This window comes from Curtobacterium sp. HSID17257 (assembly GCF_003989515.1).
Taxonomy (GTDB): domain Bacteria; phylum Actinomycetota; class Actinomycetes; order Actinomycetales; family Microbacteriaceae; genus Curtobacterium.
The window spans coordinates 12,056-35,084 of sequence record NZ_RBLU01000028.1 but is presented as its reverse complement, the minus strand read 5'-3'; the positions used below and the strand labels follow the sequence as shown (position 1 = coordinate 35,084).

17 protein-coding genes are annotated in these 23,029 nt (G+C 69.8%); 5 read left to right on the top strand and 12 right to left on the bottom strand.

Annotated features, from left to right (window positions below):
- Positions 1-267 precede the first annotated feature (267 nt).
- Positions 268-1,212, bottom strand: coding sequence for a heme o synthase (locus D8M35_RS06750; protein WP_126891149.1), 945 nt, complete (start codon positions 1,210-1,212; stop codon positions 268-270).
- A 373-nt stretch (positions 1,213-1,585) separates the two neighbouring features.
- On the opposite strand from D8M35_RS06750, the gene tkt reads away from it, so the two are divergent.
- The 5 genes from tkt to pgl all read left to right on the top strand — a co-directional run bounded on the left by tkt (position 1,586) and on the right by pgl (position 8,496).
- On the top strand, positions 1,586-3,679 hold the full coding sequence (tkt, locus tag D8M35_RS06745; RefSeq protein ID WP_126891148.1) for a transketolase: 2,094 nt from the start codon (positions 1,586-1,588) through the stop codon (positions 3,677-3,679).
- A 155-nt stretch (positions 3,680-3,834) separates the two neighbouring features.
- The gene (gene tal / locus D8M35_RS06740; RefSeq protein WP_126891147.1) at positions 3,835-4,947 is read left to right on the top strand and encodes a transaldolase; all 1,113 of its coding nucleotides are present in this window, start codon (positions 3,835-3,837) and stop codon (positions 4,945-4,947) included.
- Positions 4,948-5,138: 191 nt separating this feature from the next.
- Positions 5,139-6,677, top strand: a complete 1,539-nt coding sequence (zwf, locus tag D8M35_RS06735) for a glucose-6-phosphate dehydrogenase (RefSeq protein WP_126891146.1) — start codon at positions 5,139-5,141, stop codon at positions 6,675-6,677.
- A complete protein-coding gene (locus D8M35_RS06730) occupies positions 6,674-7,618 on the top strand; it encodes a glucose-6-phosphate dehydrogenase assembly protein OpcA (protein WP_126891145.1) in 945 nt (314 codons plus the stop codon). The genes zwf and D8M35_RS06730 overlap by 4 nt, the downstream gene beginning before the upstream one ends.
- A gap of 107 nt (positions 7,619-7,725) precedes the next feature.
- Positions 7,726-8,496, top strand: a complete 771-nt coding sequence (gene pgl, locus D8M35_RS06725; RefSeq protein ID WP_126891144.1) for a 6-phosphogluconolactonase — start codon at positions 7,726-7,728, stop codon at positions 8,494-8,496.
- 241 nt (positions 8,497-8,737) lie between these two features.
- Here pgl and D8M35_RS06720 read toward each other — a convergent pair whose 3' ends face one another.
- The 11 genes from D8M35_RS06720 to uvrB all read right to left on the bottom strand — a co-directional run bounded on the left by D8M35_RS06720 (position 8,738) and on the right by uvrB (position 23,002).
- A complete protein-coding gene (locus D8M35_RS06720) occupies positions 8,738-9,097 on the bottom strand; it encodes an RNA polymerase-binding protein RbpA (RefSeq protein ID WP_126891143.1) in 360 nt (119 codons plus the stop codon).
- 3 nt (positions 9,098-9,100) lie between these two features.
- Entirely contained in the window at positions 9,101-9,352 is a 252-nt protein-coding gene (secG, locus tag D8M35_RS06715; protein WP_058727797.1) for a preprotein translocase subunit SecG, read from the bottom strand.
- 120 nt (positions 9,353-9,472) lie between these two features.
- A complete protein-coding gene (gene tpiA / locus D8M35_RS06710) occupies positions 9,473-10,252 on the bottom strand; it encodes a triose-phosphate isomerase (RefSeq protein ID WP_126891142.1) in 780 nt (259 codons plus the stop codon).
- The gene (gene pgk / locus D8M35_RS06705; RefSeq protein ID WP_126891141.1) at positions 10,249-11,466 is read right to left on the bottom strand and encodes a phosphoglycerate kinase; all 1,218 of its coding nucleotides are present in this window, start codon (positions 11,464-11,466) and stop codon (positions 10,249-10,251) included. Before pgk ends, tpiA begins: the two co-directional genes overlap by 4 nt.
- Complete coding sequence (gap, locus tag D8M35_RS06700) at positions 11,463-12,473, bottom strand: type I glyceraldehyde-3-phosphate dehydrogenase (protein ID WP_058749583.1); 1,011 nt, start codon at positions 12,471-12,473, stop codon at positions 11,463-11,465. The genes pgk and gap overlap by 4 nt, the downstream gene beginning before the upstream one ends.
- A 258-nt stretch (positions 12,474-12,731) precedes the next feature.
- Positions 12,732-13,712 (bottom strand): DNA-binding protein WhiA, encoded by a 981-nt coding sequence (whiA, locus tag D8M35_RS06695; RefSeq protein WP_126891140.1) that lies wholly within the window; start codon positions 13,710-13,712, stop codon positions 12,732-12,734.
- A gap of 75 nt (positions 13,713-13,787) precedes the next feature.
- Complete coding sequence (gene rapZ / locus D8M35_RS06690) at positions 13,788-14,699, bottom strand: RNase adapter RapZ (RefSeq protein ID WP_126891139.1); 912 nt, start codon at positions 14,697-14,699, stop codon at positions 13,788-13,790.
- Positions 14,700-14,807: 108 nt separating this feature from the next.
- Positions 14,808-16,928, bottom strand: a complete 2,121-nt coding sequence (uvrC, locus tag D8M35_RS06685) for an excinuclease ABC subunit UvrC (protein WP_126891138.1) — start codon at positions 16,926-16,928, stop codon at positions 14,808-14,810.
- Positions 16,929-19,967, bottom strand: coding sequence for an excinuclease ABC subunit UvrA (gene uvrA / locus D8M35_RS06680; protein ID WP_238638126.1), 3,039 nt, complete (start codon positions 19,965-19,967; stop codon positions 16,929-16,931).
- Between the two features lie 49 nt (positions 19,968-20,016).
- Positions 20,017-20,940, bottom strand: a complete 924-nt coding sequence (locus tag D8M35_RS06675; protein ID WP_126891137.1) for an SDR family NAD(P)-dependent oxidoreductase — start codon at positions 20,938-20,940, stop codon at positions 20,017-20,019.
- Complete coding sequence (gene uvrB / locus D8M35_RS06670; RefSeq protein ID WP_126891150.1) at positions 20,930-23,002, bottom strand: excinuclease ABC subunit UvrB; 2,073 nt, start codon at positions 23,000-23,002, stop codon at positions 20,930-20,932. Before uvrB ends, D8M35_RS06675 begins: the two co-directional genes overlap by 11 nt.
- Positions 23,003-23,029 lie beyond the last annotated feature (27 nt).

The window sequence follows — 23,029 nt, the reverse complement described above, 5'->3', positions numbered from 1 at the left end:
GTCGTACGACAGCGGCACCGCCGCCGGCGTCGGCCACCCGACCGCGACCCGGGTCGTCGACGGCCCACTGCGACATCCCCGCCGTCGTACGACAGCGGATCTGTCGCAACACCCGCACGCGCCCCGCCCGCACGCGCGCCCCGCACCTGCACGCGCGCCCCGCCCGCACGCGCACCACCCACAGCAGCGCGTACGCACCCGCGCCGCCACACACGACGGCGCCTCCGGCGGACCTACGGCGCTGTGGTGCGCGGGGCAGAGCCCGCGCTAGATCGTGAAGGTGAAGACCTGCGGCAGCAGCGGGTCGATGCCCACGGCGATGAACAGCAGCGTCAGGTAGGTGATCGAACTGTGGAAGACCCGCATCGGCTGGACGTGCTCGACGTGCTGGATCGCCCGCGAGTACAGGCGGTGCGACTCGACGACGAACCAGATGCCACCAGCGAGTGCGACGACCGTGTAGAGCGGGCCCATGTTCGCGACCGGGATCAGCAGCAGCGAGCAGACGAGCGTCGCCCAGGCGTACAGGACGACCTGCAGTCCGACGACCGTGCGACCGCGGACGACGGCGAGCATCGGGACGTCGGCGGCGTCGTAGTCGTCGCGGTACTTCATCGAGAGCGGCCAGTAGTGCGGCGGCGTCCAGAGGAAGATCACCATGAAGAGGATGATCGGTGCCCAGGTCAGCGACCCGGTCACGCCGGCCCAACCGATGAGCACGGGCATGCATCCGGCCGATCCACCCCACACGATGTTCTGCGGGGTGCGACGCTTGAGCCAGAGCGTGTAGACGCAGACGTAGATCAGGATGGCGATGACGCTGAGCGCGGCGGCGAGCCAGTTGACCAGGAAGCCGAGGACCGCGGTCGACAGGACGGCCAGCGTCCACGAGAACACCAGTGCCTCCTTGTCGGAGAGCTCCCCGGTGACCAGGGGCCGCTGGCTCGTGCGCTTCATCAGTCGGTCGATGTCGCGGTCGATGTAGCAGTTGAACGCCGAAGCCGAACCCGCGGACATCGCGCCGCCGAGCATCGTCCAGAACACGAGCCACAGGTCGGGGACCCCGCGCTCCGCCAGGAACATCGTCGGAGCGGTCGTGACGAGGAGCAGCTCCATGACCCGGGGCTTCGTCAGCGAGACGTACGCCCGGACCTTGCGGGACAGCGTCGAGCGGGGTCGATCGGTGTCGGGCCGGGTCGCGGTGGCAGTCAACAGGGGAACCTCAGTCCGTTCGCGTCAGCTCGCACGCTCGGTGGGCGGCTCCGTCACCGTCGGGGCGTGCGTCGACCCGGAATGCACACGGGTCAGCAGTAGTTTAGGCCATCGAGGCGCCGCGAGGATGCCCCGCCTCGCCGACCGGGCCGACCGCCCGACACGGCACCGTCGTCACCTGGACACCTTCTGAGAGCGTTGTCACTATGCTGGACACGCCCTCCCGCATCGTGTGCCCCGAAGACGTCGGCCGCGAAGAGCCGGTCGGCCGCCGCTCGACGGCGACACGACACACGGCCCCGGGACGGCGATCATGTCCGTGCGATGGCACGAGCCCTCGCACATGTCGCAACAACGAAGGGTCAACATCCAAGTGGCTGAATTCACCTGGGACGCCATCGACCGGAAGGCCGTCGACACGGCGCGCGTCCTCGCCGCCGACGCGGTCGAGGCCGCCGGCAACGGTCACCCCGGCACCGCGATGAGCCTCGCGCCGGTCGCCCACCTGCTCTTCCAGAAGGTGATGCGTCGCGACCCCAGCGACTCCACCTGGATCGGCCGCGACCGTTTCATCCTGTCCGCCGGACACGCCTCGATCCTGCAGTACGTGCAGTTCTACCTGCACGGCTACGGCCTCGAGCTCGAGGACCTGCAGCACCTGCGCAAGTGGGGCTCGAAGACCCCGGGTCACCCGGAGTACGGCCACACCGACGGCGTCGAGATCACCACCGGCCCGCTCGGCCAGGGCCTCGCCTCCGCAGTCGGCTTCGGCTACGCGCAGCGCTTCGAGCGCGGCCTGTTCGACCCGGAGACCGCCGACGGCGAGTCGCCCTTCGACCACTTCACCTACGTGATCGCCGGTGACGGCGACATGCAGGAGGGCGTCACGAACGAGGCCGCGAGCCTCGCCGGCCGTCAGCAGCTCGGTCGCCTGGTCGTCTTCTACGACTCGAACCAGATCTCGATCGAGGACGACACCGACATCGCGTTCTCCGAGGACGTCGCCGCCCGCTACGAGGCGCTCGGCTGGCACGTCCAGCACGTCGACTGGAAGAAGACCGGCGAGTACTCCGAGGACGTCGAGGAGCTCCACCGCGCGGTCGAGGCCGCCAAGGCCGAGACGACCAAGCCGTCGCTCATCGTCCTCAAGACGATCATCGGTTGGCCGTCGCCGACCAAGCAGAACTCCGGCAAGATTCACGGCTCGGCGCTCGGCGCCGACGAGCTGAAGGGCCTCAAGGAGGTCCTCGGCTTCGACGCGGACAAGACCTTCCACGTCGACCCCGAGGTGCTCGAGTACACCCGCGGTGCGATCACCAAGGGCCAGGAGCAGCACGCCGAGTGGAACAAGACCTTCGACGCGTGGGCCGCGGCCAACCCGGAGAAGAAGGCGATGCTCGACCGCATCAACGCCGGTGAGCTCCCCGAGGGCCTCGAAGAGGCGCTGCCCGTCTTCTCCACCGAGAAGGCCGTGTCGACCCGTGCCGCCTCCGGCAAGGTCATCAACGCGATCGCGCCGCTCATGCCCGAGTTCTGGGGTGGTTCCGCCGACCTCGCCGAGTCGAACCTGACCACGATCGAGGGCGCGAAGTCCTTCGGTCCGGCCGAGGCCTCGACGAAGACCTGGTCGACCGACCCGTACGGCCGCGTGCTGCACTTCGGCATCCGCGAGCACGCGATGGGCTCGATCCTGTCCGGCATCGTGCTGCACGGGAACACCCGCCCCTTCGGCGGCACGTTCCTCATCTTCAGCGACTACATGCGTCCGGCCGTCCGTCTCGCCGCGCTCATGAAGGCGCCGGCGATCTACGTCTGGACCCACGACTCCATCGCCCTGGGCGAGGACGGCCCGACGCACCAGCCGATCGAGCAGATCACCGCGCTCCGTGCGATCCCGGGTCTCGACGTCGTCCGTCCGGCCGACGCGAACGAGGTCTCGTACGCCTGGCTCGAGATGCTCAAGCACAAGGACCGTCCGGCCGGCATCGCGCTGAGCCGCCAGAACCTCCCGGTGTTCGAGCGCGGCGAGGGCGACGCCTCCGGCGACACGCTCGCGTCGGCGAAGAACGTCGCCAAGGGTGCGTACGTCCTGGCCGAGGCGCCGAACGGCACCCCGGACGTGATCCTGATCGCGACCGGTTCCGAGGTCCAGATCGCCGTCGACGCACGCGAGCAGCTCAAGGGCGAGGGCATCAACGCCCGCGTCGTGAGCGCCCCGTCGCTCGAGTGGTTCTTCGAGCAGTCGGAGTCCTACCGCGAGCAGGTCCTGCCGAAGGCCGTCACCGCGCGCGTCTCTGTCGAGGCCGGCATCGCCATGAGCTGGCGCGACATCGTCGGCGACAAGGGCCGCAGCGTGTCGATCGAGCACTTCGGTGCGTCGGCCGACTACCAGCGCCTGTTCGCCGAGTTCGGCTTCACCACGGAGCACGTGGTCGCAGCCGCCAAGGAATCGATCGCAGCGTCCTGACCCACGAGGGGCCGGATCCGGTACGCCGGGTCCGGCCCCTCTGCCGGGAGGCACGCAGCGGGCCCGTCCCGCGCCTCCCGGCCCACAGACCACGACACCACGGCCCCGGTCGCGTCACGCAGACCGGGCCGGTCGACGAAAGAAGAAGAGAAACCATGGCTGAGAACACCCCCACCGCCGCCCTCTCCGAGGTCGGCGTCAGCATCTGGCTCGACGACCTGTCGCGCGAGCTCCTCGAGACCGGCAAGCTCACCGAGCTCATCGAGCAGAAGAACGTCGTCGGCGTCACCACGAACCCGACGATCTTCGCGTCGGCCCTCGCCAAGGGCGAGCGCTACGACGCGCAGGTCAAGGAGCTCGCGGCGAAGGGCACCGACGTCACCGAGGCGATCTTCGAGATCACCACGCAGGACGTCGCGAACGCCTCCGACGTCTTCAAGCCGATCTACGACGAGACCAAGGGCTTCGACGGCCGTGTCTCGATCGAGGTCGAGCCGGGCCTCGCCCACGACACGCAGAAGACCATCGAGCAGGCGAAGTTCCTGTTCGAGAAGGTCGGCCGCGAGAACGTCCTCATCAAGATCCCCGCGACCCTCGAGGGTCTCGAAGCCATCACCGAGGTCATCGGCGCCGGCATCTCCGTCAACGTCACGCTGATCTTCTCGCTCGAGCGCTACCGCGCCGTCATCGACGCCTACCTCGGTGGCCTCGAGAAGGCCAAGGCCGCCGGCCACGACCTCTCGAAGATCCACTCGGTCGCCTCGTTCTTCGTGTCGCGCGTCGACTCCGAGATCGACAAGCGTCTCGACGCCGTCGGCACCGACGAGGCGACGGCCCTGAAGTCGAAGGCCGGCATCGCCAACGCGCAGCTCGCCTACCAGGTCTGGACCGAGCAGTTCGCGACCGAGCGCGCCCTGGGCCTGCTCGAGTCGGGTGCGAACACGCAGCGTCCGCTCTGGGCCTCGACCGGTGTCAAGGACCCGTCGCTGCCCGACACGCTGTACGTGACCGAGCTCGCCGCGCCGAACACCGTCAACACGATGCCGGGCAAGACGCTCGACGCGACGTTCGACCACGGCGAGGTCCACGGCGACGCGATCGCCGGCTCGTACGAGGGCGCGCAGCAGGTCATGGACCAGATCGCTGCGGCCGGCGTCGACTACGACGAGGTCGTCGCACTGCTCGAGAAGGAGGGCGTGGACAAGTTCAACGTCTCCTGGGGCGAGCTCGTCGACACGGTGAAGACCGCGCTCGAGAACAGCAAGTAAGCACCACAGGAGCCTGCGTACCGGTGACGGGACCACCGTCGACGGGACGCAGGCACCCACGGTCAGGACCGGCCCGCCGGAGCCGCGACGAGCCTCCCGGCCGGTCCTGACCACCACGACGGCGGAGTCGCCGCTGCCACCGCAGCGTCGCGCTCCGCCGTCTCCGTTCGACCCTCAAGGAGTCCACACCCATGTCACCGGTGGCGATCACCCCGGAGCACAACCCGCTCCGGTTGCCGACCGACCGACGTCTGAACCGGATCGCGGGTCCCAGCACCCTCATCATCTTCGGCGTCACGGGCGACCTGTCCCGCAAGAAGCTGATGCCTGCGGTCTACGACCTGGCGAACCGAGGGCTCCTGCCCCCGGGCTTCGCACTCGTCGGGTTCGCCCGGCGCGACTGGGAGGACCAGGACTTCTCCCAGCTCGTGCACGACGCGGTCCGGGACCACTCCCGCACCCCCTTCGACGAGGCCGTCTGGAAGCAGCTCGAGCAGGGCATCCGCTTCGTGCAGGGCTCGTTCGACGACCCCGAGGCGTTCCTCGAGCTGAAGCGCACCGTCGACGAGCTCGACGCCGAGCGCGGGACGCTCGGGAACCACGCCTTCTACCTGTCGATCCCGCCGAAGATGTTCCCGGTGGTGACCGAGCAGCTCAAGGTCTCGGGCCTCACCGAGAAGCGCGAGGGCTCGTGGAGCCGCGTCGTCGTCGAGAAGCCGTTCGGCTCCGACCTCCGTACGGCACGCGAGCTGAACGCGATCGTCGAGAGCGTCTTCGCGCCCGACGACGTCTTCCGCATCGACCACTACCTCGGCAAGGAGACCGTCCAGAACCTCCTGACGCTCCGGTTCGCGAACCAGATGTACGAACCCATCTGGAACTCGAACTACGTCGACCACGTGCAGATCACGATGGCCGAGGACATCGGCGTCGCCGGTCGAGCCGCGTACTACGACGGCATCGGCGCCGCACGCGACGTCATCCAGAACCACCTGCTGCAGCTCCTCGCCCTCACCGCGATGGAGGAGCCCGTCTCGTTCAAGGCCGCGGACCTGCGTGCCGAGAAGGAGAAGGTCCTCTCCGCGGTGCGCCTGCCCGAGGACCTCGCCACGGCGACCGCCCGCGGGCAGTACGACGGTGGCTGGCAGGGCGGCGAGAAGGTGCTCGGCTTCCTCGAGGAAGCGGGGATGGACCCCGAGTCCACGACCGAGACCTACGCGGCGATCAAGCTCGACATCGCGACCCGCCGCTGGCAGGGCGTCCCGTTCTACCTGCGTGCCGGCAAGCGCCTCGGCCGCCGCGTCACCGAGATCGCGATCGTCTTCAAGCGCGTCCCCGAGGACGTCTACGGCAACACGCAGGCGCCCCTCGGCCAGAACGCGCTCGTCATCCGTGTCCAGCCGGACGAGGGCGTCACGCTCCGCTTCGGCTCGAAGGTCCCCGGCGTCGGCACGCAGGTGCGCGACGTGACGATGGACTTCGGCTACGGACACGCGTTCACCGAGGCCTCGCCGGAGGCGTACGAACGACTCATCCTCGACGTGCTCCTCGGCGACCCGCCCCTGTTCCCCCGTCACCAAGAGGTGGAACTGTCGTGGAAGATCCTCGACCCGATCGAGGAGTTCTGGGCCACGCAGGGCCAACCCGAGCAGTACCGTCCCGGCACGTGGGGTCCGGCGTCCGCCGACGACCTGCTCGCCCGCGACGGCCGGACCTGGAGGCGTCCATGAAGATCGACATGCCGAACACCACGGTGTCGAAGATCCAGAAGAAGCTCGTGCACATCCGCGAGGAGGGCGGCGCCGTCGCCCTCGGCCGCGTGCTGACGCTCATCATCTCGACGGCACTGGGCCACGAGGAAGAGGCGATCTCGGCCGCGAACCAGGCGTCGCGCGAGCACCCGATGCGCGTGATCATCGTGTCGAAGAACGACGGCGACACGAAGTCGCCCGGTCGTCTCGACGCGCAGATCCGCGTCGGCAGCGACGCGGGCGCGAGCGAGGTCATCGTCCTCCGCGCCTACGGCGAGACCGCGACCGACGAGGAGAGCCTGGTCACGGGCCTGCTGCTGTCGGACGCTCCGGTCGTCGCGTGGTGGCCGCAGGCCGCTCCGGAGCAGCCGGCAGCGTCCGCGCTGGGCCGGATCGCGCAGCGCCGCATCACCGACGCCGCCGCGCAGAAGGACCCGAACGGCGCGATCGAGGCGCTCGGGAAGTCCTACGTGCCGGGCGACACCGACTTCGCGTGGACCCGCCTGACGCTGTGGCGGAACCAGCTCGCCGCGGCACTCGACCAGCCGCCGTACGAGCCCGTCACCGGCGTCGAGGTGTCCGGTGCGAGCGACAGCCCGTCGACCGTCCTGCTCGCCGCCTGGCTGCAGCTGCAGCTGCAGGTCCCGGTGTCCGTCGTCACCTCGCCCCGGGCGACCGGGTCGAGCGGCATCCACGGGGTCAAGCTCGAGCGCGCCTCGGGCACGATCGACCTCGAGCGGTCCCTCGTCGACGTGGCCACCCTGTCGATGCCCGGGCAACCGACGCACGACCTGTCGCTGCCGCGGCGGAACCTGCGCGACTGCCTCGCAGAGGAACTCCGTAGACTCGACCCGGACGTCCTCTTCGGAGACGTCGTCAAGCACGGGGTGCCCCAGCTGCGCGAGACCATCGCCGGCTGAGCAACCCACACGACCGGGTGCCGGTCGGTGGTCGACACGACCACCGCCCGGACCCGGTCGGACCGAAGGCGGTCGCACCGGTCGGCCGCCACGAACACGGGAGACACGTGACCAACGAACGACGGGTGCTGGTGCACCCGGACAAGCAGTCCCTCGGCGCGTCGGTCGCCGCCCGCTTCATCACGAAGATCATCGACGTGCTGGACGAGCAGGAGCGCGCCGACATCGCGATCAGTGGCGGCTCGGTGTCGACGCTGGTTCTCGCGGCGATCGGGCAGTCGCCCGCGCGGGAGAGCGTGGACTGGTCGAAGGTGCACGTCTGGTGGGTCGACGAGCGCTGGGTCGCCGAGGGCGACGCGGACCGCAACGTCACCGGGACGCAGACGGACTTCTTCGAGCACGTGGACATCCCGCAGGCGAACATCCACCCGATGGCGCCGTCCGACGCGGGCCTGTCCATCGACGAGGCCGCCGCGCAGTACGAGCGCGAGCTCCAGGACGCCGCGCCCGAGGGTGCGGTCGCACCGCGCTTCGACATCACGCTGCTCGGCGTCGGTCCCGACGGCCACACGGCGTCGCTCTTCCCCGAGTTCCCGCAGCTCGCGGTGACCGACCGTGCCGTCCTGACGGTCGACGACTCCCCCAAGCCGCCGGCGCAGCGCCTGACGCTGTCCTTCCCGGTGATCAACGCCTCGCAGCGCGTGTGGGTGATCCTGTCCGGTGCCGAGAAGGCGTCCGTGCTCGGCCTCGCGCTGGCCGGCGCTGCGGTGGACGAGGTCCCCGTCGGCGGCGTGCAGGGCCGCAAGCGCACGGTGTTCTTCGTGGACCAGGACGCCGCGCGCGACGTCCCGGAGAACCTGATCGCCTCGACGTACTAGACGCAGGCTTCTGACGGACGGGAGGCGCGGTGCCGGCTGGCGCCGCGCCTCCCGTCCGTCTGTGGTCCGGTCGGCGTTCGCCAAGCGGGCCAGAACTGTCACGGTCGGCAGCGCCCGCCGACAGATCTCGCCCGATCGGCGGACGACACACGGCATGTCCTGCTCGCTCGCCGATGATCAGCCAGTGGCACGACGAAGGCCCCCGCACCGGATGGGTGCGGGGGCCTTCGGGCGTCTGGCGCTACTTCGCGGTACCGCGGCGCTGCCGGAGCTGCTGCAGTGCGTCCTCGAGGAGCCGCGCTGCCTCTTCCTCGGTGCGGCGCTCCTTCACGTACGCGAGGTGCGTCTTGTAGGGCTCGGTCTTCGCGACGACGGGAGGGTTCTCCTTGTCACGGCCGGCCGGGAGCCCCGTGGACGGCGAGTCGACCGTCTCCGGGATCTCGTCCTCCGGCAGGGTCGCCGAGAAGTACCGCACGACCTCGTTGCCGAGTGCGTCCCAGTACGAGACGGCCACGCGCTCCGCCTGGACGCCGCGGTCCTGCTCCCCCATCGGGCCCGCGCCGACGCGCGAGCCTCGGATTGCACTGCCTCCGCTTGCCATGGATCAGCTCCCCGCCGTGAACTTGTTGATGAGACCGAGCACGATGATGGACACGATCCAGACCAGACCGAGGATCACCGTGATGCGGTTGAGGTTGCGCTCGGCGACGCCGGACGCCCCGAGGTTGCTCGTCACGCCGCCGCCGAACATGTCGGAGAGACCGCCACCGCGGCCCTTGTGCAGGAGGATGAGGAGCGTGAGCAGGAGGCTCGTGATCGCGAGCAGGACCTGCAGCACGACGGAGAGTATCGCCACGACGTACCTTTCGTGTGAAGTCAGCCCTGCAAGTGTACCGGGCCGCAGGAGCGGCCAGGACACCGGGCAGGGCGTGGCTCAGGCCGGACACGCGGACGTGACCGGCCTGAGCGGGGTGGATCAGAGTCCGACGTGCTGCCGGAAGCGCGCGATGGCCGCGAACTCCTGCACGTCGAGCGAGGCCCCACCGACGAGCGCGCCGTCGATGTCGGGCTCGCGGAGGAAGCCGGCGATGTTGCCCGACTTCACCGAGCCGCCGTAGAGCACACGGGTGCTCCCGGCGAGGTCGTCGCCCCAGGCCTCGGCGATCCCGCGACGCAGGGCGGCGCAGTCCTCCTGGGCCTGTTCCGCCGTGGCGGCCTGGCCGGAGCCGATCGCCCAGACGGGCTCGTAGGCGACGACGATCTCGGACGGCTTCACGGCGTCGAGGACGACCCTGAGCTGCTCGACCGGGACGACCCCGGCGCCGCGCTGCTCGCGCTGCTCACCGGTCTCACCGACGCAGACGACCGGCACGAGGCCGTGCTTGACGGCCGCGGCGGTCTTCGCGGCCACGATCTCGTCGGTCTCCCCGTGCATCGTGCGACGCTCGGAGTGTCCGACGATGACGTACTTCGCGTCGAGCGCGGCGAGGAATGCACCCGAGACGTCGCCGGTGTAGGCACCGGAGTCGTACTGCGAGAGGTCCTGCGCGCCGAACTCGATCGAGAGCTTGTCGGCCGAGATGAGCGTCTGCACGCTGCGGAGGTCGGTGAAGGGCGGGAACACCGCGACCTCGACGTCGTCGTGGTCGTGGCGGGCGTCCTTCAGCGTCCATGCGAGCTTCTGCACGGTGGCGATGGCCTGGAGGTGGTCCAGGTTCATCTTCCAATTGCCGGCGATGAAGGGAGTGCGGGTCATCGGGACCACCCCAGTGCTTCGAGACCGGGCAGGGACTTGCCCTCGAGGAACTCGAGGCTCGCACCACCACCGGTCGAGATGTGCCCGAACCGGTCGTCCGAGAACCCGAGGGACCGGACGGCCGCGGCGGAGTCACCACCGCCGACGACGCCGAGGCCGTCGACCTCGGTCAACGCCTGCGCGACGGTCTTCGTGCCGGCCGCGAACGCCGGGAACTCGAAGACGCCCATCGGGCCGTTCCAGAACACGGTCTTCGAACCGGACACCGCCGACGCGAAGCGCTCCGCGGTCTCCGGGCCGATGTCGAGGCCGATGCCGTCGGCGCCGAACGACGAGGACTCGATCGCGTCCGCCGCGACCGTCTCGTGGTCGGCGTCGGCCGCGAAGCCGGAGGCCACCACCACGTCGGTCGGCAGGTCGATCGTCACGCCGAGCTCGTCCGCCTTCGACAGGTAGGCGCGGACCGTGTCGAGCTGGTCCTGCTCGAGCAGCGACTTCGCGACCCCGTGGCCCTGGGCCGCGAGGAACGTGAAGAGCATGCCGCCGCCGATGCAGAGCGTGTCGACCTGCGGGAGCAGGTGCTCGATGACGCCGAGCTTGTCGCTGACCTTCGACCCGCCGAGCACGACCGTGTACGGCCGCTGCGGGTCCTTCGTCAGCCGCTCGAGCACCGTCAGCTCGGACTCGATGAGCGAGCCGGCCGCGCTGGGCAGCGCTGCCGCGAGCTCGTACACCGAGGCCTGCTTGCGGTGCACGACGCCGAAGCCGTCGGACACGAACGCGTCGCCGAGGCCGGCGATCCGCTCGGCGAACGCCTGGCGCTCCGACGCGTCCTTCGAGGTCTCCTCCGGGTTGAAGCGGAGGTTCTCGAGCAGCAGGACGTCGCCGTCCCCGAGGGCCTCGGCGGCCGCGGTCGCTTCGTCGCCGACGGTCTCGCCGACGAAGGTGACCTCCTTGCCCAGCAGTTCGGAGAGCCGCTGCGCCACGGGGGCGAGCGAGTACTCCTGTGCGGGCTCGCCGTCGGGTCGGCCGAGGTGCGAGATCACGATGACCCGCGCACCCGCGTTGACGAGCGTGTTGAGCGTGCCCAGCGACGCCCGCACGCGGCCGTCGTCGGTGATCGTGCCGTCCTTGAGCGGGACGTTCAGGTCACACCGGACGACGACGCGCTTGCCGGCGAGGTCGCCGAGGTCCTCGAGGGTGCGGAGGCTCATGCCGAGAGTCGCTCGCCCACGTACTCGGTCAGGTCGACGAGGCGGTTCGAGTAGCCCCACTCGTTGTCGTACCACGAGGTGATCTTGACGAGCTTGCCGATGACCTTGGTGAGGCCGGAGTCGTAGATCGACGAGTGCGGGTCCGTCGTGATGTCGGTCGACACCAGCGGGTCCTCGCTGTAGAGCAGGATGCCCTTGAGCGGGCCCTCTGCGGCCTCCTTGTAGGCGGCGTTGATCTCGTCGACGGTGACCTCGGACGACGTCTCGAGGGTGAGGTCGGTGATCGAACCGGTCGGCACCGGCACGCGGAGCGCGTAGCCGTCGAGCTTGCCGGCGAGCTCCGGCATGACCAGGCCGATGGCCTTCGCCGCACCGGTCGAGGTCGGGACGATGTTCAGCGCGGCGGCACGGGCACGACGCGGGTCCTTGTGCGGGCCGTCCTGCAGGTTCTGGTCGGCGGTGTAGGCGTGCACCGTCGTCATGAGGCCACGCTCGATGCCGAACTTGTCGTGGAAGACCTTGGCGAGCGGCGCGAGGCTGTTCGTGGTGCACGACGCGTTCGAGATGATGTTGTGGTTCTCGGGGTCGTACTGGTCCTCGTTCACGCCGAGGACGATGGTGACGTCGTCGCCGGTCGCCGGGGCCGAGATGATGACCTTCTTGGCGCCCGCGTCGATGTGCTTCTGCGCGTCGGCGGCCTTGGTGAAGAAGCCGGTCGACTCGATGACGATGTCGACGCCCAGCTCGCCCCAGGGGAGGTTGGCGGGGTCGCGCTCCGCGAGGACCTTGATCGGCTTGCCGTCGACGACGATGCTGTCGCCGTCGAGCTCGACGGAGACGCCGAGACGGCCCGTGATGGAGTCGAACTTCAGCAGGTTCGCGAGGGCTGCGTTGTCGGTGAGGTCGTTCACCGCCACGATCTCGAGGTCGGAGCCCTTGGCGAGGGCGGCCCGGAAGAAGTTACGGCCGATGCGGCCGAAGCCGTTGATGCCGATCTTGACGGTCAATGGATCTCCTGGTGGGTGTGGAGCGCCCCGGGGGCGCTGCTTTTCGGAGTCGTGCGGCCCTGCGGACCCACGTGTGGTGGACGATACGCCCCGTAACGTCGCCGTAACGACCCTAGCAGTCGGACACTGCGCGCCCGCGCCGGATGACGGTCCGTCCGGACGGTCGCGCGGGCGGCGGTTCACGGGTGGACGAACGCAACGGGAGGCGCGGTGCCAGCCGGCACCGCGCCTCCCGTCCATGGTGGTACGGATCAGGGGCTACGCCCCCTCGAGCTCCTCCGGCACGCTGGCCTCGGTCCCCGGGATCCCCAGGTCCGACGCCTTCTTGTCGGCCATCGCGAGCAGGCGACGGATGCGTCCGGCGATGGCGTCCTTCGTCATGGGCGGCTCGGCGTGCTGGCCGAGCTCGTCGAGCGAGGCGTCACGGTGCTGGAGCCGCAGCGAACCGGCGTACTTGAGGTGGTCCGGGACCTCGTCCGCCAGGATCTCGAGTGCGCGCTCGACCCGGGCGCACGCGGCGACGGCGGCCTGCGCCGAGCGGCGGAGGTTCGCGTCGTCGAAGTTGACCAGACGGTTGGCGGTCGCACGGACCTCGCGGCGCTGGCGCATCTCCTCCCACTCGGCGGTCGTGCGGGCGGCGCCCATGACGGTGAGCATCTGCCCGATCGCCTCGCCGTCGCGGATGACCACGCGGTGGACGCCGCGGACCTCACGGCCCTTCGCGGCGATGCCGAGGCGCGACGCGGCGCCGACCAGGGCCATCGCGGCCTCGTTGCCCGGGCAGGTGACCTCGAGCGCTGCGGCACGACCCGGGTCGGTCAGCGTGCCGGAGGCGAGGAACGCACCGCGCCAGATGGCGGCGAGGTCCTCGCGGTTGCCGGTCGTCAGACGGTTGGGCAGGCCGCGCACCGGGCGACGCCGGGCGTCCATGAGCCCGGTCTGGCGGGCGAGCGTCTCCCCCGCCTCGAGCACGCGGACCAGGTAGCGGGTGCCGCGGCGGGAGGAGGCGGACGACCCCACCGACGCCTCGCTCCGCACGCCGTACAGCTCCGCCAGGTCCTTGCGCACGCGGTGCACGATGATCCGGGTGTCGAGCTCGACCTCGACCGCGATCCTGCCCGAGATGACGTGCAGGCCGCCCGCGAACCGCAGGATGGTCGCGAGTTCGGCGGCGCGGACCGTGTTGCGGTTCACGGCGACCCTGGCCAGTTCGTCCTTGACCTCGGCAGTCAACGGCACAGCATCATTCCTAACGTTTTCTCTGGTGGGGTCCGCGGGTCCGGCGCACGTGGTGTGGAGCGGCCGGAGGAACGGTCACTCCCGGCCGAGATCTCGGTTCTTCACACGCACGGCGACGTCGGACATCCCGCGGAGGAGGTTCGCCAACTCGGCGACGACGGCGACCGAGCGGTGCTTGCCGCCGGTACAGCCGATGGCGATCGTAGCGTGTCTTTTGTTCTCGCGCTGGTATCCCGCCAGCACGGGCTCGAGCACGGCGGCGTAGCGCTCGAGGAACGAGCGGGCACCCGGCTGCGACAGCACGTACTCCGAGACGGGGGCGTCGAGGCCGGTGTGCGGGCGCAGTTCCGGCACCCAGTAGGGGTTCGGGATGAACCGGACGTCGGCCACCATGTCGGCGTCGGCGGGCAGCCCGTACTTGAACCCGAAGCTCATCAGCGTGACCTGCACCCCGACGAAGTGGTCGTCGGCGAACCGGTCGGTGACGGCGTTCGCGAGCTGGTGGATGTTGAGGTCCGACGTGTCGATGACGACGTCGGACGCCTCGCGCAGCCCGGACAGGCGCGACCGTTCGAGCCCGATGCCGTCGAGCAGCGTCCCGTCGCCCTGCAGCGGGTGCGGACGCCGGACCTGCTCGAAGCGGCGCACGAGCACGGCGTCGGTCGCCTCGAGGAAGAGCACCCGGACCCGGGCGGACGTGCCCGCCCGGACCTGCTCGACCGCCTGTTCCGGGTCGGTGAAGAACCGCCCGCCGCGGACGTCGACGACGGTCGCGATCTTCGGGATCTTCTCCCCCGCCCGGTCGGCGAGCTCCGTCAGCGGACCGAGCATCTGCGTCGGGAGGTTGTCGACCACGTACCAGCCGAGGTCCTCGAGGGCCTTGCCGACCGTCGAGCGGCCGGCTCCGGACATGCCGGTGACGATGAGGATGTCGTGCTGCTGCGACGCGGACGTCGGGGCTGGTCGGTCGGCGCTCGTGTCGCTCATGTGTGGGAGGGCTCCGTCGTGGGGGCCCGGGCCACGGCCCGGGGAGGTCTCGGCTTCGGGTCTCGGCTGCGTGTCCAGGCTACCGTCCCCCGTCAGGGGCGGCGCGGGTCACCGTGGGCGGGACGGACCGTCGTGGGAGACGGCGGGGACACGGACGGGACCCGTCGGGACCGCCGGACGGGAGGCACGGTCCGGCCCCGCCACGTCCGCCGCCACGCCCGCATCGGTCGCGCCGGTGGCACTCACGTCGGGCGCGCTGGCTTCCGGTGTGCTCGCTTCCGGCGCACTGGATTCCGGCGCACTGGATTCCGGTGCGCTCGCTTCCGGTGCGCTGCGGGGGGTCTGCGCCAGCTTCGTGACGACCGCTGCCGCCGTGGCCGGCCCGACCCCGTTCACCTCGGCGATCTGCTCCGCCGTCGCCTCGCGCAGGCGTGCCACGGACCCGAAGTGCTTGAGCAGGGCGTTCACGCGGGTCGGGCCGAGCCCCGGGATCTCCGACAGCTGCGACCGGACGTCGCGCTTCCGTCGGGTCCGCTGGTGCGTGATCGCGAACCGGTGCGCCTCGTCGCGGATCCGCTGGATCAGGAACAGCGCCTCGGAGTTGCGCGGCATGATCACCGGGAAGTCGTCGTCGGGCAGCCAGAGCTCCTCGAGGCGCTTCGCGATGCCGACCAGGGCGATGTCGTGCACCCCGGCCTCGTCCATCGCCCGCTTCGCCGCCTGCACCTGCGGCTGACCACCGTCGACGATGAGCAGCTGCGGGCGGTACGCGAAGCGCTTCGTGGGCTTGGTTCCTTCGACGACGTCCTCGCTCGTGGCGTCGGGGACGTCCGGCACCGAGGCGTCCTCGTCCAGACGCGCCAGACGACGCGACAGCACCTGGTACATGCTGTCGGTGTCGTCGGTCGTCTCGGCGATCGTGTACCGCCGGTACTGGTCCTTCCGCGGCAGTCCGTCCTCGAACACGACCATCGAGGCCACGACGTTCGTGCCCTGCAGGTGCGAGATGTCGTAGCACTCCATGCGCAACGGGGCCTCGGTCATGCCGAGGGCGTCCTGGATGTCGGCGAGGGCGGCCGACCGGGTCGTGTAGTCGGCGCTGCGCTTGGTCTTGTAGAGCATCAGCGCCTGCGCGGCGTTCTGGGCGGCCGTGCGCGCGAGCCCCGCCCGGTCTCCCCGCTGCGCCGTGCTGAGCTTCGTCCCTCGTCCGCCGCGCCGTTCGCTGAGCCACTGCTGCAGCGCCTCGGCGTCCTCGGGCAGCTCGGGCACGACGACCTCGCGCGGGACGTCGTCGCTCGTGGCGTACTGACCCTGCACGATCTGCTCGACGAGGTCACCCGTGCTGATGTCGAGCTCCTTGTCGACCACCCAGCCCCGGACACCGCGGATGCGCCCACCGCGGACCGAGAACAGCTGCACGGCGGCCGCGAGCTCGTCCTCGGCGACGCCGAAGAGGTCCAGGTCCACCGAGTCGCGGAGGACGACGGCCGACTTCTCGAGCACCGCCTCGAGCGCACCGACCTGGTCGCGGTACTTCGCGGCCTGCTCGTAGTCCATCGCGTCGGCCGCCGCTCCCATGCGCTGCCGCAGGGTCGTGATCACCTTGCGGTCGTAGCTGCCCATGAAGCGGACGAACTCCTCGACGATCGCCCGGTGCTCCGCGATCGTGACCTTCTGCGAGCACGGACCGCCGCACTTGCCGATCTGTCCCGGGAAGCACGGCTTCCCGGTCTGCATCGCCTTCTTGTACGACGAGTCCGAGCAGGTGCGGATCGGGAACACCTTGATCATCAGGTCGATGGTGTCGTGCACCGCCCAGATCTTCGGGTAGGGCCCGAAGTACTTCGCGCCCTTGATCTTGCGGTTCCGCGTCACCATCACCCGCGGCGACTCCTCGCCCAGGGTGATCGCCATGTACGGGTACGACTTGTCGTCCCGGAACTTGACGTTGAAGGGCGGGTCGAACTCCTTAATCCAGGTGTACTCGAGCTGCAGCGCCTCGATCTCGGAGCCGACCGTGGTCCACTCGACGCTGCGTGCGGTGAGCACCATGCGCCGGGTGCGCTCGTGCAGGGTCGGCAGCGGGGCGAAGTAGTTGCTCAGTCGGGCACGGAGGTTCTTCGCCTTGCCGACGTAGAGCACCCGTCCGGCCTCGTCACGCCACCGGTAGACGCCTGGGTCGGTCGGGATCTCCCCCGCCTTCGGCCGCCAGGAGACGGTGTCCGCCACCTACCGAGCACCCGCCTTCTGCTTGCCCTGCTGCTTCGTGCCCTGCTGCTTCTGGGTCGCCTGCCGGGCACCGACCGCCTGTGCCTTGCCCACGCGGGCGTCCTGCGCGTCGAAGATCTCGCGCAGGAACACACCGGTGTGGCTCTCGGGGACGTCGGCCACGTGCTCGGGCGTTCCGACGGCCAGGACCGTGCCGCCGCCGGCGCCGCCCTCCGGACCCATGTCCACGAGCCAGTCGGCCGACTTGATCACGTCGAGGTTGTGCTCGATCGTGATGACGGTGTTGCCCTTGTCGACCAGGCTCTGCAGCACGAGCAGCAGCTTCCGGACGTCCTCGAAGTGCAGACCGGTCGTCGGCTCGTCGAGCACGTAGACCGTCCGGCCGTTCGAGCGGCGCTGGAGCTCCGTCGCCAGCTTGACGCGCTGTGCCTCGCCGCCGGAGAGCGTCGTGGCGCTCTGGCCGAGGCGCACGTAGCCGAGGCCAACGTCGACGAGCGTCGCCATGTAGCGGTGGATCGCGGAGATCGGCTCGAAGAACTCGGCCGCCTCACTGATCGGCATGTCGAGGACCTCGGAGATGTCCTTGCCCTTGTAGTGCACCTGCAGGGTCTCGCGGTTGTACCGCGCACCGCCGCAGACCTCGCACGCGACGTAGACGTCGGGCAGGAAGTTCATCTCGATCTTGATCGTGCCGTCGCCGGAGCAGTTCTCGCAGCGGCCGCCCTTGACGTTGAAGCTGAACCGGCCGGGCTGGTAGCCGCGCGCCTTCGCCTCGGGCGTCTCGGCGAAGAGCTGCCGGATGCGGTCGAACACACCCGTGTAGGTCGCCGGGTTCGACCGCGGCGTACGGCCGATCGGCGCCTGATCGACGTGCACGACCTTGTCGAGCTGGTCGAGGCCCTTGACGCGGGTGTGCTTGCCGGCGATGTGCCGTGCGCCGTTGAGCTGGTTCGCGAGCACCTTGTACAGGATGTCGTTCACCAGGGTCGACTTGCCGGAACCGCTGACGCCGGTGACCGCGGTGAAGACCCCGAGCGGGAAGTCGACGTCGACCTGCTTGAGGTTGTTCGCCCGCGCACCCTGCACGCTGATGACGCGCTTCGGGTTGATCTTCCGTCGCTCTGCCGGCACCTCGATCGCACGCCGACCGGCGAGGTAGTCCCCCGTCACCGACTCGCGGTTCTCGATGATGCCCTCGTACGAACCGGAGTGCACGACCTTGCCGCCGTTCACGCCCGCGCCGGGTCCGATGTCGACGACCCAGTCGGCCGTGCGGATGGTGTCCTCGTCGTGCTCGACGACGATGAGCGTGTTGCCGAGGTCCTTCAGCTTGACGAGCGTGTCGATGAGTCGACGGTTGTCGCGCTGGTGCAGACCGATGCTCGGCTCGTCGAGCACGTAGAGCACGCCGGTGAGACCCGAGCCGATCTGCGTGGCGAGCCGGATGCGCTGGGCCTCCCCGCCGGAGAGGCCGCCGGCGCCGCGCGCCAGGGTCAGGTAGTTGAGGCCGACCTCGAGCAGGAACTCGAGGCGCGCCCGGATCTCGCGGAGCACCGCGGCGGCGATGTGCGCCTCGCGCTCGGTGAGCGTCAGCTCTTCCATGAAGCCGTAGGCCTGGTCGAGCGACATGTCGGTCACGTCGGCGATGCTGCGGCCGTCGACCGTCACCGCGAGGACCTCGGGCTTGAGGCGCGTGCCGTCGCAGACCGGGCAGGGCACCTCGCGCAGGTAGCCCTGGAAGCGCTGCCGCTGCGAGTCCGACTCGGCCTCGGCGAACTTGCGCTCGATGTAGGGCATGACGCCCTCGAACCCGCTCGTGTAGCGCATCTCACGGCCGAAGCGGTTCTTCCACGACACGGAGACCTGGAAGTCCTTGCCGGTCAGGATCGCAGCCTGCACCGAGGGGTCGAGCTGGCTCCACGGGGTGTCGAGGGTGAACCCGAGGTCCTTGCCGAGGCCCGCGAGGAGCTTCTCGAAGTACGAGTACAGCCCGCTCGTGCCCGTCCAGGGGAGCAGGACACCGTCGCGCAGCGAGGCCTCGGGGTCGCCGAGCACCAGGTCGGGGTCGACCGACATGCGGGTCCCGAGGCCCGAGCACTCCGGGCACGCGCCGAAGGGTGCGTTGAACGAGAAGGTCCGCGGCTCGATCTCCGTCAGCGCGAGCGGGTGGTTGTTCGGGCAGGACAGGTTCTCGGAGTAGGTCCGGACCGCGCCGGGCCCCTCGTGGTCGACGAGGTCGATCGCCACGGTGCCGCCCGTCAGCCGCAGGGCGGTCTCGAGCGAGTCGGTGAGGCGGCCGAGGATGTCGTCGCTCGCGACGAGGCGGTCGACGATCACCGAGATGTCGTGCTTGACCTGCTTCTTCAGCTTCGGCGGGTCGCTCAGCTGGATCCGCTCACCGTCGACGATGGCACGGGCGTAGCCGGAGGCAGCGAGCTCCTGGAAGAGGTCGACGAACTCGCCCTTCTTCTTCGAGATGACCGGCGCGAGGACCTGGAAGCGGGTGCCGTTCTCGAACTCCATGAGCTGGTCGGCGATCTGCTGCACGCTCTGCTTGCTGATCACCTCGCCGCAGACGGGGCAGTGCGGGACACCGATGCGCGCCCACAGCAGACGCATGTAGTCGTAGACCTCGGTGATGGTGCCGACGGTCGAGCGCGGGTTCCGGTTCGTCGACTTCTGGTCGATCGAGACGGCCGGGGAGAGCCCCTCGATGAAGTCGACGTCGGGCCGGTCCACCTGCCCGAGGAACTGGCGGGCGTAGGCCGAGAGCGACTCCACGTAGCGGCGCTGGCCCTCGGCGAAGATCGTGTCGAACGCGAGCGAGGACTTGCCCGACCCGGACAGCCCGGTGAAGACGACGAGCGAGTCGCGCGGGATCTCGAGGTCGACGTCGCGCAGGTTGTGGACGCGAGCACCACGGACGCTGAGCGTCGAGGTGTTGTGCGGCGCCGTCCCGCCGGGGATGTGGAGGTCTGCGGGCTCGCCGAAGGCGTTCCGGCCAGGGGTCGCGGTTCCGCGGTCAGAGGTGATGGTCATCGCAGACGATTCTACGAAGGAGCACCGACATCCGTCCGGGCGTGGCGGGCTAGCCGAGTGCGTCGAGAGCGAACGCGACACCGGTCGTCTGCTCGCTCGCCGTCCACAGGCGCGCGGCTGCGGTCCGGTCGTGCGCACGCGGACGAGCGGGCACGAGTGCCGGCCGTCCGGCGAACTGGAGCGGCCCGCCGGGCCCCCAGTACTCCCCCGAGCGGACACCGTCGCCCACCGCCGCGTGCACGAGCGGCCACGCGCCGGCGTCCTTGCCCTGTGCCACCCAACCCGAGCCCGCGCGCATCCACGCCGGCTCCGAGCGCGTCGGCGCGACGTCCGGGCGGGGAGGAGCGCCGGCGTCGAGCGCCAGACCCGGGTGCGCGACGACGCTGCGCACCCGCGAACCGGCGTCCCCCAGCCGCTGCGCGAGCTCGAAGCCGAACAACATCACCGCGAGCTTGCTCCTGGCGTACTGCCGGCGCCCCTCGTAGCGTCCGACCGCCAGCGGGTCCCTGCGGTCGAGCGTGGCGAAGCGGTGGGCGATGGAACCGAGGTGGACCACGCGTCCGGTGTCCTGGTCGAGCGCGGGCAGTGCCAGGGCCGTCCAGGCGAAGTGCCCGAGGTGGTTCGTGCCGACCTGCAGCTCGAACCCCTGCGCCGTGCGCTGTGGCCGGGCGGAACCCACCACACCGGCGTTGTTGAGGAGCGCGTGCACCGGTCCGAGCCCCTGCAACTCGGCCGCCGCGTCGCGCACGCTGCCGAGGTCGGCGAGGTCGAGGTGCAGGTGCACGAGGTCGGAGTCGTCGACGTGCGTGCGGATGCTCCGTTCGGCAGCTGCTCCGCGCTGGGGGTTGCGCGTGGCGAGCACCACACGGTGGCCCTGGGCCGCGAGCTGTTCCGCCGCGTGGTAGCCGAGACCGGCGCTGGCGCCCGTGACGACGACCGTGCGTCGCACGGTCTCCGCGGTGTCAGCGGACATGTCCGGCCGACTCCATCTGCCGCAGGGCCTTCTTGAGGTCCTGGACCTCGTCGCGGAGCCGGGCCGCGAGCTCGAACTTGAGCTCGGCCGCGGCCTGGAGCATCTGGTCGTTGAGGTCGGCGATCGTCGCCTCGAGCTGGGTCGCGCCCTCGCCGGCGATGCCCTCGCGGCGGAGGTTCGGCGTGGGCGAACGGCGGCCGTCGGCAGCCGGACGACCCTCGAGCAGGGCCTTGGTGTCGTCGCTCTCGCGCTGCAGCACCTCGGTGATGTCGGCGATCTTCTTGCGGAGGGGCTGCGGGTCGATGCCGTGCTCGAGGTTGTAGGCGACCTGCTTCTCGCGACGCCGGTCGGTCTCCTCGATGGCCTGCTGCATGGAGTCGGTCATCTTGTCGGCGTACATCAGCACCTGACCCGACACGTTGCGAGCGGCACGGCCGATCGTCTGGATGAGCGACGTCGACGAGCGCAGGAACCCTTCCTTGTCGGCGTCGAGGATCGCCACCAGGGACACCTCGGGCAGGTCGAGGCCCTCGCGCAGCAGGTTGATGCCGACGAGCACGTCGTACACGCCCTGGCGGAGCTCGGTCAGCAGCTCCACGCGCTTGAGGGTGTCGACGTCGGAGTGCAGGTACCGGACGCGCACGCCGGCGTTGCCCAGGAAGTCGGTGAGCTCCTCGGCCATCCGCTTCGTGAGCGTCGTGACGAGCACGCGCTCGTCCCGCTCGACGCGGAGCTTGATCTCCTCGAGCAGGTCGTCGATCTGGCCGTCGCTCGGCTTCACCACGATCTCGGGGTCGACCAGCCCGGTCGGGCGGATGATCTGCTCGACGACGCTGTCCGTCACGCCGAGCTCGTACTTGCCCGGGGTCGCGGACAGGTAGACCTTCTGGCCGACGCGGTCGAGGAACTCCTCCCACGTCAGCGGCCGGTTGTCGAGGGCGCTCGGCAGACGGAAGCCGTGCTCGACGAGCGTGCGCTTGCGGGAGGCGTCGCCCTCGTACATCGCACCGATCTGCGGAACGGTCACGTGGGACTCGTCGATCACGATGAGGAAGTCGTCCGGGAAGTAGTCGATGAGGCAGTGCGGGGCCTCACCGGCGTCACGCCCGTCCATGTGCCGCGAGTAGTTCTCGATGCCGGAGCAGAACCCGATCTGCTCCATCATCTCGATGTCGAAGGTCGTGCGCATCCGGAGCCGCTGGGCCTCGAGCAGCTTGCCCTGGCCCTCGAGCTCGGCGAGCCGTTCGGCCAGCTCCTCCTTGATCCGCTCGATCGCCCGGTGCATCACGTCCGTGTCCGCGACGTAGTGGGACGCCGGGAAGATCGAGACGCCGGGCAGGTCCGCGATGACGTTGCCGGTCAGTGGGTGCAGCGAGGTGAGCGCCTCGATCTCGTCGCCGAACATCTCGATGCGGATCGCGTGTTCCTCGTACATCGGGATGATCTCGATCGTGTCGCCGCGCACGCGGAAGGTGCCGCGCGCGAAGTCGACGTCGTTGCGCTGGTACTGCATGCCGACGAACTTGCGCACGAGCTGGTCGCGCGAGATCGTCTGGCCGACGTGGAGCGCGATCGACGCGTTCATGTACTGCTCCGGCGTGCCGAGGCCGTAGATGCAGGACACGGTGGACACGACCACGACGTCGCGCCGGCTGAGCAGCGAGTTCGTCGTCGAGTGGCGGAGGCGCTCGACCTCGGCGTTGACCGAGGAGTCCTTCTCGATGAAGGTGTCCGTCTGCGGGACGTACGCCTCGGGCTGGTAGTAGTCGTAGTACGACACGAAGTACTCGACCGCGTTGTTCGGCATGAGCCCGCGGAACTCGTTCGCCAGCTGCGCGGCCAGGGTCTTGTTGTGCGCGAGCACGAGCGTCGGGCGCTGCACCTGCTCGATGAGCCAGGCGGTCGTCGCCGACTTGCCGGTACCGGTCGCTCCGAGGAGCACCACGTCGGTCTCACCGGCGTTGATCCGACCGGCGAGTTCGGCGATCGCCGCCGGCTGGTCACCGCTCGGCGAGTACTCGCTGATCACCTCGAAGGGACGGATCGCCCGGGTGGGCTCGATCGACACTGCCATGGGGTCAACGCTAGT